The sequence below is a fragment of the Enterobacter sp. UCD-UG_FMILLET genome, from assembly GCF_000762975.1.
GTDB lineage: Bacteria > Pseudomonadota > Gammaproteobacteria > Enterobacterales > Enterobacteriaceae > Enterobacter > Enterobacter dykesii.
This window is the reverse complement of the sequence record NZ_JRJC01000027.1, coordinates 109,967-130,734: the sequence shown is the minus strand read 5'-3', so window position 1 is coordinate 130,734 and position 20,768 is coordinate 109,967. Positions and strand designations below refer to the sequence as shown.

At 54.5% G+C, this 20,768-nt stretch carries 23 protein-coding genes and 1 other annotated feature; of the genes, 9 read left to right on the top strand and 14 right to left on the bottom strand.

Going from position 1 to position 20,768, the window contains the following annotated elements; translation table 11 throughout:
* Positions 1–4: 4 nt before the first annotated feature.
* From pheT to thrS, 7 genes are all read right to left on the bottom strand, one after another.
* Positions 5–2,392 (bottom strand): phenylalanine--tRNA ligase subunit beta, encoded by a 2,388-nt coding sequence (gene pheT / locus LA04_RS13370; protein ID WP_047651959.1) that lies wholly within the window; start codon positions 2,390–2,392, stop codon positions 5–7.
* Between the two features lie 15 nt (positions 2,393–2,407).
* On the bottom strand, positions 2,408–3,391 hold the full coding sequence (gene pheS / locus LA04_RS13365; protein WP_047651958.1) for a phenylalanine--tRNA ligase subunit alpha: 984 nt from the start codon (positions 3,389–3,391) through the stop codon (positions 2,408–2,410).
* Between the two features lie 62 nt (positions 3,392–3,453).
* Positions 3,454–3,578 (bottom strand) — a sequence feature (Phe leader region).
* On the bottom strand, positions 3,529–3,573 hold the full coding sequence (gene pheM / locus LA04_RS24455; RefSeq protein ID WP_001386830.1) for a pheST operon leader peptide PheM: 45 nt from the start codon (positions 3,571–3,573) through the stop codon (positions 3,529–3,531). (Overlaps the previous feature by 45 nt.)
* Before the next feature lie 117 nt (positions 3,579–3,695).
* On the bottom strand, positions 3,696–4,052 hold the full coding sequence (rplT, locus tag LA04_RS13360; RefSeq protein WP_000124850.1) for a 50S ribosomal protein L20: 357 nt from the start codon (positions 4,050–4,052) through the stop codon (positions 3,696–3,698).
* Between the two features lie 50 nt (positions 4,053–4,102).
* Positions 4,103–4,300: a 50S ribosomal protein L35 gene (gene rpmI / locus LA04_RS13355; protein ID WP_003030583.1), complete on the bottom strand. Its 198-nt coding sequence runs from the start codon at positions 4,298–4,300 to the stop codon at positions 4,103–4,105.
* A gap of 97 nt (positions 4,301–4,397) precedes the next feature.
* Positions 4,398–4,940 (bottom strand): translation initiation factor IF-3, encoded by a 543-nt coding sequence (gene infC, locus LA04_RS13350; RefSeq protein ID WP_014069901.1) that lies wholly within the window; start codon positions 4,938–4,940, stop codon positions 4,398–4,400.
* Between the two features lie 3 nt (positions 4,941–4,943).
* Positions 4,944–6,872, bottom strand: coding sequence for a threonine--tRNA ligase (gene thrS, locus LA04_RS13345; protein WP_008500657.1), 1,929 nt, complete (start codon positions 6,870–6,872; stop codon positions 4,944–4,946).
* A 142-nt stretch (positions 6,873–7,014) separates the two neighbouring features.
* Here thrS and yncL point away from each other — a divergent pair, with 142 nt between their 5' ends.
* Positions 7,015–7,287 carry a stress response membrane protein YncL gene (gene yncL, locus LA04_RS25150; RefSeq protein ID WP_081957703.1) on the top strand — a complete coding sequence of 91 codons (273 nt, stop codon included), beginning with the start codon at positions 7,015–7,017 and terminating at the stop codon, positions 7,285–7,287.
* Positions 7,288–7,386: 99 nt separating this feature from the next.
* Complete coding sequence (yniD, locus tag LA04_RS24445; protein WP_112009453.1) at positions 7,387–7,494, top strand: small membrane protein YniD; 108 nt, start codon at positions 7,387–7,389, stop codon at positions 7,492–7,494.
* Positions 7,495–7,574: 80 nt separating this feature from the next.
* Here yniD and LA04_RS13335 read toward each other — a convergent pair whose 3' ends face one another.
* Positions 7,575–8,333 (bottom strand): DUF481 domain-containing protein, encoded by a 759-nt coding sequence (locus LA04_RS13335; RefSeq protein WP_029740435.1) that lies wholly within the window; start codon positions 8,331–8,333, stop codon positions 7,575–7,577.
* A 295-nt stretch (positions 8,334–8,628) separates the two neighbouring features.
* On the opposite strand from LA04_RS13335, the gene pfkB reads away from it, so the two are divergent.
* The 3 genes from pfkB (at position 8,629) to LA04_RS13320 (ending at position 10,923) form a co-directional block, all read left to right on the top strand.
* Complete coding sequence (gene pfkB / locus LA04_RS13330; protein WP_047651956.1) at positions 8,629–9,561, top strand: 6-phosphofructokinase II; 933 nt, start codon at positions 8,629–8,631, stop codon at positions 9,559–9,561.
* A 105-nt stretch (positions 9,562–9,666) separates the two neighbouring features.
* Positions 9,667–9,957 (top strand): type V toxin-antitoxin system endoribonuclease antitoxin GhoS, encoded by a 291-nt coding sequence (gene ghoS, locus LA04_RS13325; protein ID WP_047648044.1) that lies wholly within the window; start codon positions 9,667–9,669, stop codon positions 9,955–9,957.
* A gap of 105 nt (positions 9,958–10,062) precedes the next feature.
* Complete coding sequence (locus tag LA04_RS13320) at positions 10,063–10,923, top strand: fructosamine kinase family protein (protein ID WP_047651955.1); 861 nt, start codon at positions 10,063–10,065, stop codon at positions 10,921–10,923.
* Positions 10,924–10,959: 36 nt separating this feature from the next.
* Here LA04_RS13320 and LA04_RS13315 read toward each other — a convergent pair whose 3' ends face one another.
* A complete protein-coding gene (locus LA04_RS13315) occupies positions 10,960–11,496 on the bottom strand; it encodes a YniB family protein (protein ID WP_047651954.1) in 537 nt (178 codons plus the stop codon).
* 148 nt (positions 11,497–11,644) lie between these two features.
* Between LA04_RS13315 and hxpB the strand changes: the two genes are divergently transcribed.
* The 3 genes from hxpB to LA04_RS13300 all read left to right on the top strand — a co-directional run bounded on the left by hxpB (position 11,645) and on the right by LA04_RS13300 (position 14,527).
* Entirely contained in the window at positions 11,645–12,316 is a 672-nt protein-coding gene (gene hxpB, locus LA04_RS13310) for a hexitol phosphatase HxpB (RefSeq protein WP_047651953.1), read from the top strand.
* A 101-nt stretch (positions 12,317–12,417) separates the two neighbouring features.
* Positions 12,418–13,008 (top strand): metal-dependent hydrolase, encoded by a 591-nt coding sequence (locus tag LA04_RS13305; RefSeq protein WP_014883483.1) that lies wholly within the window; start codon positions 12,418–12,420, stop codon positions 13,006–13,008.
* A 127-nt stretch (positions 13,009–13,135) separates the two neighbouring features.
* Positions 13,136–14,527: an L-cystine transporter gene (locus LA04_RS13300; protein ID WP_047651952.1), complete on the top strand. Its 1,392-nt coding sequence runs from the start codon at positions 13,136–13,138 to the stop codon at positions 14,525–14,527.
* Between the two features lie 47 nt (positions 14,528–14,574).
* On the opposite strand, the gene cedA is transcribed toward LA04_RS13300, so the two are convergent.
* A complete protein-coding gene (gene cedA, locus LA04_RS13295; RefSeq protein WP_081957704.1) occupies positions 14,575–14,931 on the bottom strand; it encodes a cell division activator CedA in 357 nt (118 codons plus the stop codon).
* An 86-nt stretch (positions 14,932–15,017) separates the two neighbouring features.
* Between cedA and katE the strand changes: the two genes are divergently transcribed.
* A complete protein-coding gene (gene katE / locus LA04_RS13290; protein ID WP_047651950.1) occupies positions 15,018–17,267 on the top strand; it encodes a catalase HPII in 2,250 nt (749 codons plus the stop codon).
* Positions 17,268–17,322: 55 nt separating this feature from the next.
* On the opposite strand, the gene chbG is transcribed toward katE, so the two are convergent.
* The 4 genes from chbG to chbA form a co-directional block, all read right to left on the bottom strand.
* Entirely contained in the window at positions 17,323–18,072 is a 750-nt protein-coding gene (chbG, locus tag LA04_RS13285) for a chitin disaccharide deacetylase (RefSeq protein WP_047651949.1), read from the bottom strand.
* A gap of 11 nt (positions 18,073–18,083) precedes the next feature.
* Positions 18,084–19,439, bottom strand: coding sequence for a 6-phospho-beta-glucosidase (locus LA04_RS13280; protein WP_047651947.1), 1,356 nt, complete (start codon positions 19,437–19,439; stop codon positions 18,084–18,086).
* A gap of 109 nt (positions 19,440–19,548) precedes the next feature.
* A complete protein-coding gene (gene chbR, locus LA04_RS13275) occupies positions 19,549–20,367 on the bottom strand; it encodes a transcriptional regulator ChbR (RefSeq protein ID WP_029740446.1) in 819 nt (272 codons plus the stop codon).
* 29 nt (positions 20,368–20,396) lie between these two features.
* Positions 20,397–20,744, bottom strand: coding sequence for a PTS N,N'-diacetylchitobiose transporter subunit IIA (gene chbA / locus LA04_RS13270; protein ID WP_047651946.1), 348 nt, complete (start codon positions 20,742–20,744; stop codon positions 20,397–20,399).
* Positions 20,745–20,768 lie beyond the last annotated feature (24 nt).

Here is a 20,768-nt window from a genome sequence, read left to right as displayed (position 1 = left end):
AGGTTCAATCCCTCAATGATGCCTGGAATCGCTCTTTTAATGCCTCTACACATTTGGCGACGGTAGCGGCAATCTCCTCTTCTTCGAGTGTACGGCTGGTATCCTGAAGGATAAGGCTAATAGCGAGGCTCTTGAAACCTTCTGCTACGCCCTTGCCGCGGTACACGTCAAATAAGTTTACGCCAACTACCTGATTTACGCCAACTTTCTTACATTCGGCCAAAATATCTGCTGCAGGCACATTTTCCGCGACCACAACCGCGATATCACGGCGGTTTGCCGGGAAGCGGGAGACGTCCTGAGCCTGAGGAATAACGCGGTCAGCCACCGGGTTCCATTCCAGCTCGAACACGATGGTACGGCCGTTCAGGTCCAGCTTACGCTCCAGCTCAGGGTGAACAACCCCAATAAAACCAACGCGTTTGCCGTCTAAATAGATCGCTGCGCTCTGGCCCGGATGCAGAGCCGGGATAGCTTCTGCGCGGAATTCAATTTCAGATAATTTACCGGTCAGATCCAGAATCGCTTCCAGATCGCCCTTCATATCGTAGAAATCAACCGTGCCTTTTGCCAGGTCCCAGTGCTCTTCATAGCGGTTGCCGCTGATGGCGCCAGCCAGCATGAGATCCTGACGGATGCCTAAATTTGCCTGATTATCCGGTACAAAGCGCAAACCGCTTTCGAAAATTCGCACGCGGTTTTGCTGGCGATTCTGGTTATAAACGACAGTGCCCAGCAGGCCCGTCCACAGAGACAGACGCATCGCGGACATTTCGCTGGAGATTGGGCTTGGCAGGATCAGCGCCTCCTGGCCCGGGTGGATCAGCTGCTGCAGCTTTGGATCAACGAAGCTGTAGGTGATCACTTCCTGGTAGCCTTTGTCGTTCAGCATGGTTTTCACACGCTTCAGGGACAGGTCGGCTTCACGGTGGGCGCCCATCACCAGACCTGCCTGGACAGGCTCGTCAGGGATGTTGTTGTAGCCGTAAACGCGGGCCACTTCTTCCACCAGATCTTCTTCAATTTCCATGTCGAAACGCCATGATGGCGCAACGGCTTTCCACTCGTCCTGGCCTTCGGTAACTTCACAGCCCAGACGTTTCAGGATGTCGGTCACCTGCGCATCGGCAACGTGGTGACCAATCAGGCGATCCAGCTTGCTGCGGCGCAGGGTGATGGTCGCACGCTTCGGCAGCGTTTCTTCGTTGGTGACGTCGATAACCGGGCCCGCTTCACCGCCGCAGATGTCGATCAGCAGGCGGGTCGCACGTTCCATCGCCTTGTACTGCAGCGCCGGGTCAACGCCGCGCTCGTAGCGGTGAGAGGCATCAGTATGCAGGCCGTGACGGCGTGCGCGACCGGTGATGGAGAGCGGGCTGAAGAACGCGCATTCCAGCAGGACGTTTTGCGTCTCGGCGTTGACGCCTGAGTGCTCGCCACCGAAGATACCGCCCATTGCCAGCGCTTTGCTGTGGTCAGCAATCACCAGGGTGTCGGCGTTCAGTTTCGCTTCGCTGCCGTCCAGCAGAACCAGGGTTTCGCCCTCTTTCGCCATGCGCACAACGATGCCGCCGTCGATACGGTCTTTATCGAACGCGTGCATTGGCTGGCCCAGCTCCAGCAGAACGTAGTTGGTCACGTCGACCACTGCGTCGATAGAGCGAATACCGCAGCGGCGCAGCTTCTCTTTCATCCACAGCGGGGTTGGCGCTTTCACGTTGATGCCTTTCACCACGCGACCGAGGTAGCGCGGGCAAGCATCCGCAGCGTCAACCTGAATAGGCAGCACGTCACTGATGGTCGCTTCAACCGGTGCGATTTCCGGCGCGTTCAGTTCGGTCTGGTTCAGCACGGCAACGTCGCGCGCCACGCCGATGATCCCTAAGCAGTCGGCACGGTTTGGCGTGACGCTGATTTCAATGGTGTTGTCATCAAGCTTCAGGTATTCACGGATATCGGTGCCGACTGGCGCATCCAGCGGCAGCTCAATGATGCCGTTGTGATCGTCGGAAATACCCAGCTCGGAGAAGGAGCACAGCATGCCTTCAGACGGCTCGCCGCGCAGCTTAGCCGCTTTAATTTTGAAATCGCCCGGCAGCACTGCACCGACGGTCGCCACGGCCACCTTCAGGCCCTGACGGCAGTTTGGCGCACCGCAGACGATATCCAGCAGACGGTCACCGCCCACGTTTACTTTTGTTACGCGCAGTTTGTCAGCATTAGGGTGCTGACCGCATTCGACTACTTCGCCAACGACCACGCCGTTGAAGGTACCGGAAACCGGCTCAACGCCGTCGACTTCCAGACCCGCCATGGTGATCTGGTTAGAAAGCGCGTCGCTGTCCAGCGTGGTGTTCACCCACTCGCGTAACCACAGTTCACTGAATTTCATTGTTCTGTCCTGCCCTTATTTAAACTGTTTGAGGAAACGCAGATCGTTTTCGAAGAATGCACGTAAGTCGGTCACGCCGTAGCGCAGCATGGTCAGACGCTCCATGCCCATGCCGAAAGCAAAGCCGGAGTAAACTTCCGGATCGATACCCACGTTGCGCAGCACGTTTGGATGCACCATGCCGCAGCCCAGCACTTCCAGCCATTTGCCGTTTTTACCCATCACGTCAACTTCCGCAGACGGTTCGGTGAACGGGAAGTAGGACGGGCGGAAACGAACCTGCAGATCTTCCTCAAAGAAGTTGTTCAGGAAATCGTGCAGCGTGCCCTTCAGGTTGGTGAAGCTGATGTTTTTATCAACAATCAGACCTTCCATCTGGTGGAACATTGGGGTGTGGGTCTGATCGTAGTCGTTGCGATAGACGCGGCCCGGCGCGATAATACGGATTGGCGGCGCCTGCTCCTTCATGGTACGGATCTGAACGCCGGAGGTCTGAGTACGCAGCAGACGCGTAGCGTCGAACCAGAAAGTGTCGTGGTCAGCGCGTGCCGGATGATGGCCAGGAATGTTGAGGGCGTCGAAGTTATGGTAATCATCTTCGATTTCCGGGCCAGTCGCCACGGTAAAGCCGAGCTCACCGAAGAAACTTTCAATACGATCGATGGTGCGGGTAACCGGGTGCAGACCGCCGTTTTCGATACGGCGACCCGGCAGAGAAACGTCGATCGTCTCTGCGGCCAGACGCGCATTCAGCACCGCGCTTTCCAGCTCGGCTTTGCGCGCGTTCAGCGCCTGCTGTACCTGCTCTTTGGCTTCGTTAATCACCGCACCCGCTGCCGGACGTTCTTCTGGCGGCAGCTCACGCAGGGTTGTCATCTGAAGGGTCAGGTGCCCTTTCTTCCCAAGATATTCGACGCGGACATTGTCTAACGCGGCAACATCTGAGGCCTGATTAATGGCGGCTGTTGCACTGGCAACCAGCTCTGCGAGATGTGACATGATTTTCCTCATTATGTCGGTGCAGACACCGATTTGGTGGAGTTATTCTCTCAAATTCAGGCACAAAAAAAGCCTCCATCGGGAGGCTTATCTGGCGCTGTTTTTCGTTTCATCTTTCACGCGCTAGCCTCCTGAAATCAGGTGCTAAAGTAAAAGAAGAAGCGGAAAATAGCAGCATTCATGCTTGCGTTACCTTGTCTGGTAAAAACCGTTAAGACCTTATTGAAAAGCCTGGACGGATAAATGTCAATCTTCTGATGGTGTTAAATGAAAAGAGGGAGCAAAGCCCCCTCTCTCAACTGGCTTATGCCAGTGCTGCTTTCGCTTTTTCGACCAGAGCGGTGAACGCTACTTTGTCGAATACTGCGATGTCAGCCAGGATCTTACGGTCGATTTCAACAGAGGCTTTTTTCAGGCCGTTGATGAATTTGCTGTAAGAAATACCGTTCTGACGTGCTGCTGCGTTGATACGCGCAATCCACAGTTGACGGAACTGACGCTTACGCTGACGACGGTCACGGTAAGCGTACTGACCTGCTTTGATAACAGCCTGGAAAGCAACGCGGTATACGCGTGAACGCGCACCGTAGTAGCCTTTAGCTTGTTTCAAAATTTTCTTGTGACGTGCACGTGCAATTACACCACGTTTTACGCGAGCCATATGTGCTCTCCTGTATCTATATTCTTAGTAAAAAATTAAACGTTAACGGCTTATGCGTACGGCAGGCACGCGATAACCAGACCCAGATCGCCTTTAGAAACGAGGCCTTTTGGACGCAGGTGACGTTTACGCTTAGTAGATTTTTTGGTCAGAATATGACGCAGGTTTGCGTGCTTACGCTTAAATCCACCACCACCGGTTTTTTTGAAGCGCTTAGCAGCACCGCGTACGGTCTTAATTTTTGGCATCTTAATAACTTCCACTTCGCATTGTTAAATAAACGAAACATAGGCGAACAAAACCTATGAAACCCGAAGGCTCCACAGATTTTGCTGCTTGAAGGCCTTACTGTTTCTTCTTAGGAGCGAGCACCATGATCATCTGGCGGCCTTCGATCTTCGTAGGGAAGGATTCGACTACTGCCAGTTCACTCAAATCGTCACGGACGCGGTTAAGCACTTCCATACCAATCTGTTGGTGGGCCATCTCACGACCGCGGAAACGCAGTGTGATCTTGGCCTTATCGCCATCTTCCAGAAAGCGAATCAGGCTGCGGAGTTTTACCTGATAATCGCCATCGTCGGTACCAGGACGGAATTTGATTTCCTTAACCTGGATAACTTTTTGCTTCTTCTTCTGTTCCTTAGAAGACTTACTCTTTTCATAAAGGAACTTGCCGTAGTCCATGATACGACAAACTGGCGGTTCGGCGTTAGGGCTGATTTCAACTAAATCTACTCCAGCTTCTTCAGCTTTTTCGATCGCTTCTCTCAGACTCACAATCCCCAGTGGTTCACCTTCAAGATCTGTTAAGCGAACTTCCTGGGCGCGAATCTCGCCATTGATACGATTCGGACGTGCCGTTTGAACTCGTTTTCCGCCTTTAATACCTTATTCCTCCAGTTGTTGAAGACTGCGGCTGCGAATCTCTTGTTGCAGCTTCTCAATCACTTCACTTACGTCCAGGCTGCCCAGGTCTTTACCACGGCGGGTGCGAACGGCAACTTTGCCTGCTTCCACCTCTTTATCACCACAGACCAACATATACGGGACACGACGTAAAGTGTGCTCGCGGATTTTAAAGCCAATCTTCTCATTTCTCAAGTCTGCTTTTACGCGAATGCCCGCATTTTGTAGTTTCTGCGTCAATTCTTTAACGTAATCCGCCTGAGAATCGGTAATGTTCATCACCACGACCTGCACTGGCGCAAGCCAGGTTGGGAAGAAGCCGGCGAACTCTTCGGTCAGGATGCCGATGAAGCGCTCCAGAGAACCGAGAATTGCACGGTGAATCATTACCGGTACCTGACGCTCGTTGTCTTCGCCAACATAAGAGGCGCTTAAACGCTGCGGCAGGGAGAAGTCCAGCTGTACAGTACCGCACTGCCATGCGCGATCGAGGCAGTCATACAGGGTAAATTCAATTTTCGGACCGTAGAATGCGCCCTCGCCCAGCTGGTATTCGAACGGAATGCCGTTCTCTTCCAGCGCCACGGCGAGATCCGCTTCTGCGCGATCCCATGTCTCATCGCTACCGATACGTTTTTCCGGACGCGTTGAGAGTTTGACGACGATCTTCTCGAAGCCAAAGGTGCTGTACATATCGTAGACCATACGAATACAGGCGTTAACTTCGTCACGGACCTGATCTTCAGTACAGAAAATATGCGCATCATCCTGCGTAAAGCCACGAACACGCATCAGACCGTGCAGCGCACCTGATGGTTCGTTACGGTGGCAGCTACCGAACTCCGCCATACGCAGCGGCAGGTCACGGTAGGATTTCAGACCCTGGTTGAAGATCTGAACGTGGCCCGGGCAGTTCATTGGCTTGATGCAGTATTCACGGTTCTCAGACGAGGTGGTGAACATCGCATCTTTGTAGTTGTCCCAGTGGCCGGTTTTTTCCCACAGCACACGGTCCATCATGAACGGGCCTTTCACTTCCTGATACTGGTACTCTTTCAGCTTGGAGCGTACGAAAGTTTCCAGTTCACGGAAGATGGTCCAGCCGTCGTTATGCCAGAACACCATGCCCGGCGCTTCTTCCTGCATGTGGTACAGGTCAAGCTGCTTACCGATTTTACGGTGGTCACGCTTCGCCGCCTCTTCCAGACGCAGCAGGTATGCGTTCAGGGCTTTTTTATCAGCCCACGCGGTACCATAAATACGCTGCAACATCTTGTTGTTGCTGTCGCCACGCCAGTAGGCGCCCGCGATCTTCATCAGCTTAAAGTGATGACAGAAGCGCATGTTCGGCACGTGCGGTCCACGGCACATGTCGACGTATTCTTCGTGATGGTACAAGCCAGGCTTGTCATCATGCGAAATGTTTTCGTCAAGAATAGAGACTTTATAGCTCTCGCCGCGCTTCACGAAGGTTTCACGCGCTTCGTGCCAGCTGACTTTCTTCTTGATGACGTCATAGTTCGTTTCGGCGAGCTCGTGCATACGTTTTTCGAGCGCGTCGATATCTTCCTGAGTCAGGGTGTGGTCAAGGTCAACGTCGTAGTAGAAACCATTGTCGATAACCGGACCGATCGCCATTTTGGTGTTTGGCCACAGCTGTTTGATGGCATGGCCTAACAGGTGCGCGCAGGAGTGACGAATGATCTCCAGACCTTCTTCGTCTTTCGCGGTGATGATTGCAAGCGTCGCATCGTTTTCGATCAGATCGGAGGCATCCACCAGCTCACCGTTAACGCGGCCAGCGATAGTCGCTTTCGCGAGACCAGGACCAATGTCCAGGGCTACATCCATTGGGCTAACAGCACGGTCGAAATGGCGTTGGCTGCCATCAGGAAGAGTAATTACAGGCATTTTATATCCTTATTTGCAGTGATGCCCCACACATAAGAGCATATACAAAGAAAATAATCGTGATTTGACAATAGATTACGACACCATCTGACCAACAATCGTCAAATTGGTTCGTCATCATTCACCAGCCGAATTCAGATTAATGTGGATTTACGGCAAGCGACGTAATGTTAACACTAACGGAAAGGAGATTGCACCCTCTGCGGCCAGATTGATGGGCTGGCACTTTCGCACGAATTTGCAGGTTGCTTCTCCCCTGCGCTCGCATTTCGAAGATGCTGGGCTACTCTTGAACAGGTCTTTAAACCCAAAGGTGCATACCATGAACGTATCCAGTAGAACGGTTGTGATATTGAACATCCTTTCCGCCACAGGTTTATTGTTGATTCTCGCCGAGCGATTCCACTGGTTCTGAGCCGAACCCTACGCTGGCATAACCCAATCGAACCTGAGAAGGGGCATTTTTCGGCCCTGTTTGGTAGACTGGGAATATCAACCAACAAGGATTAGGTTTATGCCAACTAAACGATTTGCCGCAAAACACTGGAAAATGGTGCTGGTGCTGATTGCCATCTGCGGCGCAATGCTGCTACTCCGTTGGGCGGCAATGATTTGGGGCTAGGGGCGAAGACAAGTCATCAGAAGGGACGTCAAAAGACCGCAGACAATAAACGGGCCGACATTATCATCGGCCCGCTTTTATTACATTCTATAACCCAGTGAAACCGTGGTTCTGCGGTCGGTATGATCCGGCGCAGATTCTGGTGGTGAAGAGTTCCAGGTCACGTTGTAGGCGACTTTCAGGCCAAAGTGTTCGTTGATAGCCACGTTCAGCGCCGTCTCAGAGTTCAGCGTCGTATCGTCGGCACCAAATACAGAAACTCCCTGGGTAAATTTGGTGTTGTCAGTCATCTGCCAGGCATAGGTACCGGAAGCGTAACCGAGCGGTTGGGTTTTGGTATCGCCATTGGTGTACTCGTCATAACGCACACCCGGACCGAATTCAAAACGGAGGCTGTGTACCGGACCGTTCAGGAACTGGCGACCATAACCGGCGGTGAACACGTCGCGCTGGCGATAACCGTTGTAACGGTCGGTTAACCAGCTAGCCTGACCAAACAGGTAGTCATAGTCGGTCATGTTGTAACGGCTACGTCCGCCTACCGCATACTTCTCGGAAGAACGTTCGTCGTTAGCGGAAGTGTTGCTGGCATTACCCCACAGAGACCAGGCGGTGGTATTACCGTACCAGGTGAGCGTACTGTCCGCCGTCAGAGAAGAGCTTTTCGTGTTACCGGATTGTGCCAGGTACCCGGCGTTCAGGTTACCTTCGAACGGTTTTTTCGCGGTGGAAGGATCGTCCATGACAGTAAAAACGGTATCATCAGCGGTCGCGTTCATAGCCGCAAACACGCCACCCGCCAGCATCAGTGCAGCGGGCACTGTCTTTAAAAGCTTCATTTTATTAAGGAGTCCGTACAACAAAAAAAGAGACCACACGGTCCCGGAATCTTTCTTGAGGATCAATGACAAGGCGTCCAGAGAAAGGTAACAAATTATAAAAAGCCGCAAATAACATAGCAATGTTTTCTTATTTCATTTTTTGAATAAGAACGATCTCAAAAAGCGTTTTATTTTATATATCCCCCGCTTCACTTTTCGTCAGTATTCATATTTAAAATCATACTGTTATTTACATTGCCTTCCTGACAAATGGTGCCAGGCTAATAAGAACCCATGCTAAAAGGAGGTAATGATGGTTTCTATCTATACTCTTACGCTCTCCCCTTCCCTGGATTCCGCCACCCTGACGCCGCAGATTTACCCGGAAGGTAAATTGCGCTGTAGCGCCCCGGTCTTTGAGCCCGGCGGCGGTGGGATCAACGTGGCGCGCGCCATTACACATCTCGGCGGCAAAGCCACGGCAATTTTCCCTGCAGGCGGTGCTACCGGTGAACACCTGGTCTCTCTGCTGGCCGATGAACAGGTGGCCGTTGAAACCGTTGAGGCCAAAGACTGGACGCGGCAAAACCTGCATGTTCACGTGGAATCGAGCGGCGAGCAGTACCGTTTTGTCATGCCGGGCGCGAAGCTCAGCGATGACGAGTTTCGTCAGCTTGAAGAGAAAGTGTTGACGATAGAAAGCGGCGCGCTGCTGGTGGTAAGCGGCAGCCTGCCGCCCGGCGTCAGCACGGAAAAATTGACGGCGCTGATTCAGGCGGTACAGCAGCGCGGTATCCGCTGCATTGTCGACAGCAGCGGCGAGGCCCTGCAGGCGGCTCTGGTGCCGGGCAATCTGGAGCTGGTCAAACCCAACCAGAAAGAGTTAAGCGCGCTGGTCAACCGCGAACTGACGCAGCCTGATGATGTGCGCACCGCCGCGCAGGAACTGGTGCGCAGCGGCAAAGCGCGGCGCGTAGTCGTCTCCCTCGGCCCTCAGGGGGCGCTGGCAGTCGATGAATCGTCGTCCGTTCAGGTTGTCCCTCCACCGATGAAGAGTCAGAGCACGGTTGGCGCGGGCGATAGCATGGTGGGTGCGATGACGCTAAAACTGGCGCAGGGCGCGTCTCTGCTCGAAATGACCCGCTACGGCGTGGCGGCGGGTAGTGCCGCTACCATCAACCAGGGCACGCGTCTCTGTTCGCTTGCCGATACGCAAAAAATCGTCGATTACCTGTCCCGAAATTAACGCCTTTCCCCTTCGTCTTTACGGAGGGGAAGGTCGTCTCTGAGTCGCCAAACGCAAACTATCGACTATGCTAAGAAAACTTCCATGATAACAATGAGGTGAATTATGAGCAGTGGTGACATCACACGCTACGTCGTGACCATCAACCTTCATGAAGCATCGCTGACCGAGCTAAATGAGCTCAACAATGCCTTCACCCGAGCTAATTTTCTCCTCACGCTGACGGATGACGAGGGCAATATTCATGATTTAGGCACCCTGGCATTTGGACTGATTGGCGCCCTGAGCCAGGAAGAGGTTCATGCGCTGGCCGCCAGTCTGGTGGAGAGCGTGACCGACAAGCCTGCCGAAATTGACGTGGATACCTGGGAGAGCTGGCGGAAAAAAGAACAATAAGTGCGCTGTATGAATTTAAACCGCTCAGGTGTGCGTTAGTTCGTATTTTTTAACCGCAGTTATGCGCTAACTTTATGATCTGGCAGACAACATGGGAGAGACAGCATGTGGCAGGCTATCAGTCATCTTTTACGTGAGCAGCTGGGTGAAGGTGAAATTGAACTGCGTAACGAACTGCCAGGCGGTGAGATCCACGCCGCGTGGCATTTACGCTACGCAGGGCGCGATCTTTTCGTTAAGTGCGATGAGCGAGAGCTGCTTCCAATATTTACCGCCGAAGCCGACCAGCTGGAGCTGTTGTCGCGCAGTAAAACGGTCACTGCCCCGCAGGTTCTGGCCGTGGGGAGCGATCGTGACTACAGCTTCCTGGTGATGGAATATCTCCCCGCCCGCCCGCTGGATGCCCATAATGCGTTCATTCTCGGCCAACAGCTAGCGCGCCTGCATCAATGGAGCGACCAGCCGCAGTTTGGTCTCGACTTTGACAACGATCTCTCCACCACGCCACAGCCCAATGCCTGGCAGCGTCGCTGGTCGACGTTTTTTGCCGAGCAGCGCATTGGCTGGCAGCTTGAGCTGGCCGCCGAGAAAGGGCTGGAGTTTGGCAATATCGACGCCATCGTCGAGCACGTCCAGCAGCGTCTGGCATCCCACCAGCCTCAGGCGTCGCTGCTTCACGGCGATTTGTGGTCCAATAACTGCGCGCTGGGTCCCAACGGCCCGTACATCTTTGACCCGGCCTGCTACTGGGGTGACAGAGAGTGCGATCTTGCCATGCTGCCGCTTCATCCGGAGCAGCCGCCGCAAATATACGACGGATACCAGTCTGTTTCCCCCCTGCCGCCCGGCTTTCTCGACCGCCAGCCGGTGTATCAGCTTTATACGCTGATGAACCGTGCCATTCTTTTTGGCGGAGAACACATTGTTAACGCGCAGCGGGCACTCGAGCGTATGCTTGCCGCCTGAGAAGAGAAAGGGTGGCCTTGCCGCCACCCCTATCGCTTACAGAAAACCGAGCAGTGAGAAGAAGAAGTATCCCGCCACAATGATAATCACGGGAAGGATATAGAGCGGGAAAATTTGCAGGAAAATGGTGTGACGCGGCACAACAATGCGGGATTCAATCTGCTCCCGGCTCATGCCTTCCGGGCCCTTGGCCTGCTCCAGAATCAACTGATCCTCAACGCCTTCGCGTAAAAAGCGCGTCTGGCGACTCATTCTCGCGCCAGAGGCCTGCAGTGCCAGCGCGACAAAGATCAAGGCATATATCACCCAAAAACCGATATTCAGCTGTTGATGAAAATTCGGGGTCGGTGAGTTAAACCAGAAGACATTCAAAAATGGCGTATTAAAACGCATCATCTCAATCATGACATGAGCGAAATCAAGCATTACCGCATTGATACCCGGCTGTTTTTCGCTGTGGTCGTACATAAATTTGAGTACAGAAATCAGCGTAGAAATGACGGCAGGAATAAAAATCACCCAGCCAGCAATACGTTTTAAGACCGCAATGCGTCCAGCTTGTTGATACGTCATCAGTTCCTCTTCATAAAGACGCGTTATTTGTGCCTAAGTCTACCTGCTGGTCATCAATTTCGCCCGCTCTTTAAAAGCAATATGCTAAATTGCAGATTGTGCTTAGCACGTATCGTCTGTCGAACACCCTGGATAAGGAGACGTTGTGATGTCGACACCGCGCAAAATTCTTGCCGCAATTTTTGACATGGATGGATTGCTGATCGATTCCGAACCGCTGTGGGATCGCGCCGAACTGGATGTAATGGCCAGCCTGGGCGTGGATATCAGCCGCCGTAATGAACTTCCCGATACCCTGGGTCTGCGCATCGATATGGTGGTTGACCTGTGGTTTGCCCAACAGCCGTGGGTAGGCCCCAATCGCGAGGAGGTGACCGCACGCATTATCAGCCGCGCCATTTCTCTGGTGGAAGAGAACAGGCCGCTGCTGCCCGGCGTACGCGAGGCAGTCGCGCTGTGTAAAGCCCAGGGGCTGAAGGTTGGCCTGGCCTCGGCTTCACCGCTGCATATGCTTGAAAAAGTGCTCACGATGTTTGAACTGCGCGACAGTTTCGACGCGCTGGCGTCCGCCGAAAAATTGCCTTACAGCAAGCCGCACCCGCAGGTCTATCTGGACTGTGCCGCAAAGCTTGGCCTGGATCCCCTCAACTGCGTTGCGCTGGAAGATTCCGTTAACGGTATGGTGGCGTCGAAGGCTGCGCGGATGCGCTCCATTGTGGTGCCCGCTGAAGAAGGCCGTCACGATCCCCGGTTTGCTCTTGCCGACGTGAAGCTTAATTCACTGACAGAACTCACGGCGTATCATCTGCAGGGCGGTTAACGCCCTCCTCTGGTTTGTGACAAACAGTTACACCGTCACCTCTTCCGCCTACTGTATAAAAACCCTATACTGTATGAATTGACAGTTTTGTGGGTTTTATCATGACGGCGGAAGGCCACCTGCTTTTTTCTATTGCGTGCGCGGTATTTGCCAAAAACGCTGAACTCACCCCCGTGCTGGCACAGGGGGACTGGTGGCATATTGTCCCTTCCGCCGTATTGACCTGTCTGCTGCCCGACATTGACCATCCTAAATCCTTTCTCGGACAACGCCTGAAGTGGGTGTCTAAACCCATCGCCCGCGCGTTCGGCCACCGGGGGTTTACGCACAGCCTGCTGGCCGTGTTTGGCCTGCTGACGCTTTTCTATTTAAAAGTGCCCGAAAGCTGGATAGTCCCCGCTGATGCCATCCAGGGGATGGTGCTGGGCTATTTAAGCCATATTCTCGCCGATATGCTGACGCCTGCGGGCGTGCCGCTGCTTTGGCCCTGCCGCTGGCGTTTCCGTTTTCCCATCCTCGCACCGCAGAAAGGCAACCAGCTTGAGCGCGTATTGTGCATGGCGCTGTTTGCTTACGCCGTCTGGATGCCGCAAACATTGCCCGAAAACAGTGCAGTTCGCTGGTCATCCCAGATGATTAATTCGCTGCAATTTCAGTTTAATCGCTTTATTCATCACCAGATTGAACAGTAAACCGACAAAATTATCCCATTTGTCATAACCCATTCCATTTGGATATAAGCGCTACATCACACTTCTGCTAACCTTCCGCCAACAGGATCGGTAAAAACCGACCCAATAATAAATCAGGAGAACGGGGATGAATTTTCCACTCATCGCGAACGTCGTTGTGTTCGTTGTATTGCTATTGCTTCTCGCGCAGGCGCGCCACAAACAGTGGAGCCTGGCGAAAAAAGTGCTGGTTGGTCTGGCCATGGGTGTCGTATTTGGTCTGGCATTACAGGCAATTTATGGCTCCGATAATCCAGTTCTGAAAGACTCTATTCAGTGGTTCAACATCGTCGGTAACGGCTATGTCCAGCTGCTGCAGATGATCGTTATGCCGCTGGTGTTCGCCTCTATTCTGAGCGCCGTGGCCCGCCTGCATAACGCCACGCAGCTGGGAAAAATCAGTTTCCTGACCATCGGTACGCTGCTGTTCACCACGCTGATTGCCGCGCTGGTCGGGGTGCTGGTCACCAACCTGTTTGGCCTGACCGCAGAAGGTCTGGTTCAGGGTACCGCTGAAACGGCGCGTCTTACCGCGATTCAAACCAACTACGTTGGTAAAGTGGCTGACCTGACCGTGCCGCAGATGGTGCTCTCCTTCATTCCGAAGAACCCTTTTGCTGACCTGACCGGTGCGAGCCCAACCTCGATCATCAGCGTGGTTATCTTCGCCGCGTTCCTGGGCGTAGCGGCGCTGAAGCTGCTGAAAGACGACGCGCCAAAAGGCGAGCGCGTGCTGACCGCAATTGACACCCTGCAAAGCTGGGTAATGAAGCTGGTTCGTCTGGTCATGCAGCTCACCCCTTACGGCGTGCTGGCGCTGATGACCAAAGTGGTTGCCGGCTCTAACCTGCAGGACATCATTAAGCTGGGCAGCTTCGTTGTCGCCTCTTATCTGGGCCTGGGCATCATGTTCGTGGTGCACGGCATCCTGCTGGGCGTGAACGGCGTCAGCCCGCTGAAATACTTCCGTAAAGTCTGGCCGGTACTGACCTTTGCCTTCACCAGCCGTTCCAGCGCCGCGTCTATTCCGCTGAACGTTGAAGCGCAGACCCGTCGTCTGGGCGTGCCTGAATCCATCGCCAGCTTCTCTGCCTCCTTTGGTGCCACCATTGGTCAGAACGGCTGTGCGGGACTCTACCCGGCGATGCTGGCGGTGATGGTTGCCCCAACGGTTGGGATCAACCCGCTGGATCCGGTCTGGATCGCCACGCTGGTCGGAATTGTTACCATAAGCTCCGCAGGCGTTGCGGGCGTTGGCGGCGGCGCAACCTTTGCTGCGCTGATTGTTCTGCCTGCGCTGGGTCTGCCGGTGACGCTGGTCGCCCTGCTGATCTCCGTTGAGCCGCTGATCGACATGGGCCGTACCGCGCTGAACGTGAGCGGCTCCATGACCGCCGGTACGCTGACCAGCCAGTGGCTTAAGCAGACCGACAAAGCGATTCTGGAAAGTAAAGACGACGCCGAGCTGGCGCACCGTTAACCACTTTGAAATAAAAAAACCGCCTGATGGCGGTTTTTTTATGGCTGTTATTCTTCAACCTCTTCATCCTGGCGGATCTGCATCGCCCACCGCTGCGCCGATTCCGGCACCGTAAACGTGGGTGAACGACGGAAGTGTTCGCCGATCAGCACGAAGGCCACATATTTCCCCCGCAGCTGCCAGACATCGCGAAAGCCCTCCACTTTTAGGGCATGGTCAGGCGGCGCGGGCTCAACGCGGGGCACATAGCTAATAACCTGGCGGTTTTGTTGACGAAGAGGTTTCATAAGCGACTGGTTCACTAAAGCAAATTCTTGAAGCAGGAAAATTCTATGATAGCCGATCCTGCTGCCTTCCGTCGCGCCCCGAGTGGACGAGAAGGCTCCTTTCGTCAATGACGGCATGTGAAAACTCTTAGTTCGCGAGCCATCCCGCGACATTGTTCTATCCTTAATAGGGTTTTTAGCAATGGATAAAGGAGAAGCGTGCAATGTCGAACAAAGATAAAACACATCAATCACCGATTCATGGCACTGAAGAATCTCAACCGGGTATGGACTCTCTCGCCCCTGCTGACGGCTCTCACCGCCCCTCCCCTGGCCCTTCCGCACCGGGCGAACAGCCTACCGCACCGGGAAGCATGAAATCGCCGGACACGGGAAACGAGAAGCTGAAATCGCTTGAGCCACACCGTAAAGGCGGCGAAGGTTTTGCGCTCACCACCAATCAGGGCGTACGCATTGCTGACGATCAGAACTCCCTTCGCGCAGGCGCGCGCGGGCCAACCCTGCTGGAAGACTTTATCCTGCGGGAAAAAATCACCCATTTTGACCACGAGCGGATACCGGAACGCATCGTCCACGCGCGCGGCTCGGCTGCGCACGGCTACTTCCAGCCCTACAAGAGCCTGAAAGACATCACCAAAGCGGACTTCCTCTCCGACCCGGACAAAATCACTCCGGTATTTGTGCGCTTCTCCACCGTGCAGGGCGGCGCAGGGTCGGCGGACACGGTTCGAGATATCCGCGGCTTTGCCACCAAGTTTTATACCGAAGAGGGTATTTTCGATCTGGTGGGCAATAACACCCCGGTGTTCTTCATTCAGGATGCGCATAAATTTCCTGACTTTGTCCATGCGGTAAAACCGGAGCCCCACTGGGCCATACCGCAGGGACAAAGTGCGCACGACACCTTCTGGGACTATGTCTCCCTGCAGCCTGAAACCTTACACAACGTGATGTGGGCGATGTCAGACCGCGGCATTCCACGCAGCTACCGCACCATGGAAGGGTTTGGCATCCACACCTTCCGGATGATCAACGCCGAGGGGAAAGCCACGTTTGTGCGCTTTCACTGGAAGCCGGTAGCGGGCAAAGCCTCGCTGGTGTGGGACGAGGCGCAGAAGCTGACCGGACGCGATCCGGACTTCCATCGCCGCGAGCTGTGGGAGTCCATTGAAGCGGGCGACTTCCCGGAATACGAACTGGGTCTGCAGCTCATTCCGGAAGAGGACGAATTTAGGTTCGATTTCGACCTGCTTGACCCGACGAAGCTGATCCCGGAAGAGCTGGTGCCGGTTCAACTGGTGGGCAAAATGGTGCTCAACCGTAACCCGGATAACTTCTTTGCCGAAAACGAGCAGGCCGCGTTCCACCCAGGGCATATCGTGCCGGGGCTGGACTTCACCAACGATCCGCTCCTGCAGGGTCGCTTGTTCTCATACACCGATACGCAGATCAGCCGTCTTGGCGGGCCGAACTTCCACGAAATCCCGATTAACCGCCCAACCTGCCCGTACCACAATTTCCAGCGCGACGGGATGCACCGTCAGGATATTGATACCAACCCGGCGAACTATGAGCCGAACTCCATCAACGATAACTGGCCGCGCGAAACGCCTCCGGCGCCGAAACGCGGTGGATTCGAATCGTACCAGGAGCGTATCGACGGCAACAAAATTCGCGAGCGCAGCCCGTCGTTCGGCGAGTATTACGCCCACCCTCGCCTGTTCTGGAACAGCCAGACGCCGATTGAGCAACAGCACATTATCGGCGGCTTCAGCTTTGAGCTGAGCAAAGTGGTGCGCACCTACATCCGCGAGCGGGTGGTCGATCAGCTGGCGCGCATTGATATTCAGCTCGCCCAGAGCGTTGCGGATAACCTGGGCATTACGCTGACCGACGAACAGCGCAACCTTGCCCCGCCGAAAGAGGTTAACGGCGTCAAGAAAGATCCGTCGCTGAGCCTGTATGCCGTGCCGGGTGGCTCGATTAAAGGCCGCGTGGTCGCCATTCTGCTGAACGACAAAACCCGCGCCAGCGACGTGCTGGGGATTATGCAGGCGCTGAAGACCCAGGGCGTGCATGCGAAACTGCTTTATTCCCGCATGGGGGAAGTGACCGCCGATGACGGCTCCGTGCTGCCGGTGGCGGCAACCTTTGCCGGGGCGCCATCGCTGACCGTCGATGCGGTGATTGTGCCGTGCGGGGATATAGACAGCCTGCTGACCAACGGTGACGCCGTCTATTATCTGCTTGAGGCCTACAAGCACCTGAAACCGATCGCGCTGTCCGGCGACGCGCGACGGTTTAAGGCGCAGCTGAAGGTGGCCGATCAGGGTGAGGACGGCATTGTCGAGGGCGATAACGTTGACGATGCCTTTATGACGAAGCTGTTTGATTTGCTCGCCGCGCACCGCGTCTGGTCGCGCAGCAGTAAGATCGATCAGATTCCGGCGTAAAAAAAGCCGGGTGGCGCTTGCGCTTACCCGGCCTACATTTCTACTTGCTTTGTCTTTAAAGATTCCCGAACGTCCCCAACCGATACCCACGCTCGGCAATCGCATACTTCAGCGATGCCGACGTCAGCACGTCCAGCTCCGCCAGGCGCGGCCAGCAGTAGGCGCTCTTACGCACGGTATTATCGACAAAAGCAGGATGCGCCATGACTTCCAGCGACCGTTCCCCCCGCGCGGCGGAATCATCCAGCACCTTCAGGAACAGCGCTTCGTCGATCTCGTCGCCGTAAAATGCGCTGCTGAACCCCTCAGTGGTGGTCGCGGCGCAGTCAGGCACGCCGCGCGCCTCCCGATCCACGCGCATCGCCACCCCTTTACGCTGTGCAAACTCAGCGACAATGGGGAAAATAGCCGGGATCATATGCACGTGGTGATGGCTGTCGATGTGCGTCGGCGCCTTACCAAACGCGTCAACAAAGCGGTTGAACTGACGCTCCAGCTCGCGGGCAATCTCTTCGAGCGGCAGAGCGCCCTGCTCCGCCAGTTCCCAAATCCATTTGCCCAGCTGGCCGTCGCGCGTCAGGCCCGGCATTGGCGAAAGCGGCATCCCGAGCGTCAGCACAAAATGCATGCCGACGCCCAGCTCCGGCACCTCGCTGCTCAGCTGCGCCGCGTGTTCAACCGCCTCACCATTCACCAGTGCCGTGGTCGAGGTCACAACACCCCGGCGACAGGCTTCAATAATGCCGTAGTTCTGACCTTTCGAGAGGCCAAAATCATCAGCATTAACGATCAGCAGGTTTTCCATTGTGCTTCCTCTTATTGCTGTTTGAACTTCAGCTTCTCGATGGTGGCGGCAAAGTTCGGCAACCATTTTTCATGCGCCAGGATCATCTCGCTGGCCAGCTTCTCCGCGTCCCGGTCGGAATGCACCAGCGGGCTGAGGTTCAGGGCCAGCAGCACGTCATTGAGCTCGCCGCTCAGCGCCGCGTTGCTTGCCGCCACTTCAAAGCCTTTGATGGTGTGGATCAGGCCCATGACCTTATCATCAAAGTGGGTGATGCGTGGATGCGGTTTAGCGCCTTCGCGTCCCAGGATGCAGGTCATCTCAACCGCCCAGTCCGCCGGGATATTGTCGATATGGCCGTGGTGCGGCACGTTGACATAGTGTTCCGCCTGCTTGTCGTTGTAGATAGCATTAATCACTTCACACGCCGCATCGGAGTAGTAGGCCCCGCCGCGCTGCTCCAGCTCTTTCGGTTTGACGTTCAGGTTCGGATCTTTATACAAATCGAACAGCTGCTTCTCAACCTTCTGAACGATCTGCGCGCGCGCGCCGCCCTTATAGTACTCGCCCATTTCGATGGCCAGCATCTCTTTCTGCTTGAAGTAGTAAAGCAGGTACGAGCACGGCAGCAGATTCAGCGAGCGGATCAGCCCTTCGCTGAACGGCAGGTCAAAGATGTTTTTCACCGATGCCGCCGTCAGGCGACCGGAAGCCACGCCGTCCAGCAGTTCGGCAAAGCGCGATTTACCGTTCACGATAACGTCTTTAATGAACACCATGTGGTTCAGGCCGAACAGGTCGATGGAGAGATCGTCGCTGTCGTTCAGCGCCAGCACGTCGCGGATAAACATCTTCATACCAATCGGAATATTACAGACGCCGATAAAGCGTTTGAAGCCGGTATGGCGATAGACCGCCTCGGTCACCATCCCGGCCGGGTTGGTGAAGTTAATCACCCACGCGTTCGGGCAGATCTCCTGCACGTCTTTGACGATGTCGAAAATAACCGGGATGGTACGCAGGCCTTTGAACAGGCCCCCCGCGCCGTTAGTTTCCTGCCCGAGATAGCCATGGCTCAGCGGAATACGCTCGTCCAGCTCGCGCGCTTTCAGCTGGCCAACACGCAGCTGGGTGGTCACGAAGTCCGCATCTTTCAGCGCCAGACGGCGATCGAGAGTTTTATGCACGGTCAGAGGCACGCCCGCTTTCTCCACCATGCGCTTGCACAGGTCGAAAATAATATTCAGCTTTTCCTGACCTTCCTCCACGTCCACCAGCCATAATTCGCTGACCGGTAATTCATGATAACGTTTCAGGAAACCTTCCAGTAATTCCGGGGTATAGCTGCTGCCGCCACCAATGGTTACGACTTTTAATTTCTTCTGCATAATATCTCCCTTAGCGTATCAGGTTAATCGCCTGCAAGGTATAGCGTACTCTTCCCGCTATTTGGGCAAGCCATTAAAGCAATATTTGTGGCGGGTAATCCGCCGAAAGTTAATTAATTACCGTCAAATTCTTCCGGTAACTGTTCGGTGTAAATGAAGTCAATTTTTTAAAGGTCTTAATAAACAGGCTGGGACTGCTGTATCCTGACTCGTACGCAATATCGGTGACAGAGTAGTTGGTAATTTCCAGCTGTTTTTTGGCAAAGTTAATGCGGATTTCATTAATAATTTGCACGGGTGTTTTACGATAATAGCGCTGCGTCGCGCGAGTCAGATATTCCTGGGATTTTCCCGACAGTGACACCATGTTTTCCAGCGCATTTTCGCTGAACTGGCCTTTATCGTGCATCAGCTCAACGGTGCTGCGCAGCCACTGTGGAATATCATCCGTCACCTGCTGCTCCTCACGATGATGGCGCAGCCGGTTCATCACGTAGAAGGTCACCGTTTCAATAAACTCATCAAATTCATTGTCGCGGAAGTTAAGCGAGGCGATAACCGTTTCAATCCAGGTCATGAACTCGTTTTTGACCCGATAGACCTGGGAGGCCACAAAGCAGAACGGCACCAGCGGCAGATAGTGCTTCTCAAAGAAACGTCTGCTGACGCCCACGTTCAGAATGCGGGTGGCACCAAATTCATAAAAGCTCTGATGATAAGAGCCCATCGGCAGGAAGACAAAATCTCCTCGCTCAAGCAGGACGCGCTTACCGTTGATCTCCTGGTAGTAGCGGCCGGTCAGAACAATCGTGAACTCGTAGTAGTCATGCTGGTGCAGACCACTGGCGCTCTCCGTCTTGTTGTAGATAACCACGTGAAAATTTTTGCCGTTAAACAGCTGCTGTTCAAGTGCGGTTTTAATTTCCATCGTGCTGACCTCCTGCTACTGAATCTGACTTACTGCATTTTCTCGTGAAGCTCAATGAGCTCCGCCACCAGCTCACGCGCCAGCATCGAGGTCATCAGGTGATCCTGCGCGTGGACCAGCACCAGGCTGACCTTCATTTTCCCTTCGCCCTGATCGCCTTCAATCAGCTTTGTCTGCACCAGGTGCGCTTCGTTCAGCGCCGTGCGGGACTGGTCCATCATGGTTTTCGCCGCGGCGAAATCCCCCTGCTTGGCCTGCTTCAGTGCGGCATAGGCCAGGCTGCGGGCCTGTCCGGAGTTGATGATAAGCCCCATCACCACTTCTTCGAGATCGTTCTCGACGGCTTCGTCTGCGACAATACTATCCAAATCTAACATGTTTAAGCTCCTTGTGGCTGGCGC

Coding starts and splice junctions, on each gene's coding strand:
- pheT (WP_047651959.1), bottom strand. CDS start 2,392: ATGAAATTCAGTGAACTGTGGTTACGCGAGTGGGTGAACACCACGCTG.
- pheS (WP_047651958.1), bottom strand. CDS start 3,391: ATGTCACATCTCGCAGAGCTGGTTGCCAGTGCAACAGCCGCCATTAAT.
- rplT (WP_000124850.1), bottom strand. CDS start 4,052: ATGGCTCGCGTAAAACGTGGTGTAATTGCACGTGCACGTCACAAGAAA.
- rpmI (WP_003030583.1), bottom strand. CDS start 4,300: ATGCCAAAAATTAAGACCGTACGCGGTGCTGCTAAGCGCTTCAAAAAA.
- thrS (WP_008500657.1), bottom strand. CDS start 6,872: ATGCCTGTAATTACTCTTCCTGATGGCAGCCAACGCCATTTCGACCGT.
- yncL (WP_081957703.1), top strand. CDS start 7,015: ATGTGGATTTACGGCAAGCGACGTAATGTTAACACTAACGGAAAGGAG.
- yniD (WP_112009453.1), top strand. CDS start 7,387: ATGCCAACTAAACGATTTGCCGCAAAACACTGGAAAATGGTGCTGGTG.
- LA04_RS13335 (WP_029740435.1), bottom strand. CDS start 8,333: ATGAAGCTTTTAAAGACAGTGCCCGCTGCACTGATGCTGGCGGGTGGC.
- pfkB (WP_047651956.1), top strand. CDS start 8,629: ATGGTTTCTATCTATACTCTTACGCTCTCCCCTTCCCTGGATTCCGCC.
- ghoS (WP_047648044.1), top strand. CDS start 9,667: ATGAGCAGTGGTGACATCACACGCTACGTCGTGACCATCAACCTTCAT.
- LA04_RS13320 (WP_047651955.1), top strand. CDS start 10,063: ATGTGGCAGGCTATCAGTCATCTTTTACGTGAGCAGCTGGGTGAAGGT.
- LA04_RS13315 (WP_047651954.1), bottom strand. CDS start 11,496: ATGACGTATCAACAAGCTGGACGCATTGCGGTCTTAAAACGTATTGCT.
- hxpB (WP_047651953.1), top strand. CDS start 11,645: ATGTCGACACCGCGCAAAATTCTTGCCGCAATTTTTGACATGGATGGA.
- LA04_RS13305 (WP_014883483.1), top strand. CDS start 12,418: ATGACGGCGGAAGGCCACCTGCTTTTTTCTATTGCGTGCGCGGTATTT.
- LA04_RS13300 (WP_047651952.1), top strand. CDS start 13,136: ATGAATTTTCCACTCATCGCGAACGTCGTTGTGTTCGTTGTATTGCTA.
- cedA (WP_081957704.1), bottom strand. CDS start 14,931: ATGCCGTCATTGACGAAAGGAGCCTTCTCGTCCACTCGGGGCGCGACG.
- katE (WP_047651950.1), top strand. CDS start 15,018: ATGTCGAACAAAGATAAAACACATCAATCACCGATTCATGGCACTGAA.
- chbG (WP_047651949.1), bottom strand. CDS start 18,072: ATGGAAAACCTGCTGATCGTTAATGCTGATGATTTTGGCCTCTCGAAA.
- LA04_RS13280 (WP_047651947.1), bottom strand. CDS start 19,439: ATGCAGAAGAAATTAAAAGTCGTAACCATTGGTGGCGGCAGCAGCTAT.
- chbR (WP_029740446.1), bottom strand. CDS start 20,367: ATGGAAATTAAAACCGCACTTGAACAGCAGCTGTTTAACGGCAAAAAT.
- chbA (WP_047651946.1), bottom strand. CDS start 20,744: ATGTTAGATTTGGATAGTATTGTCGCAGACGAAGCCGTCGAGAACGAT.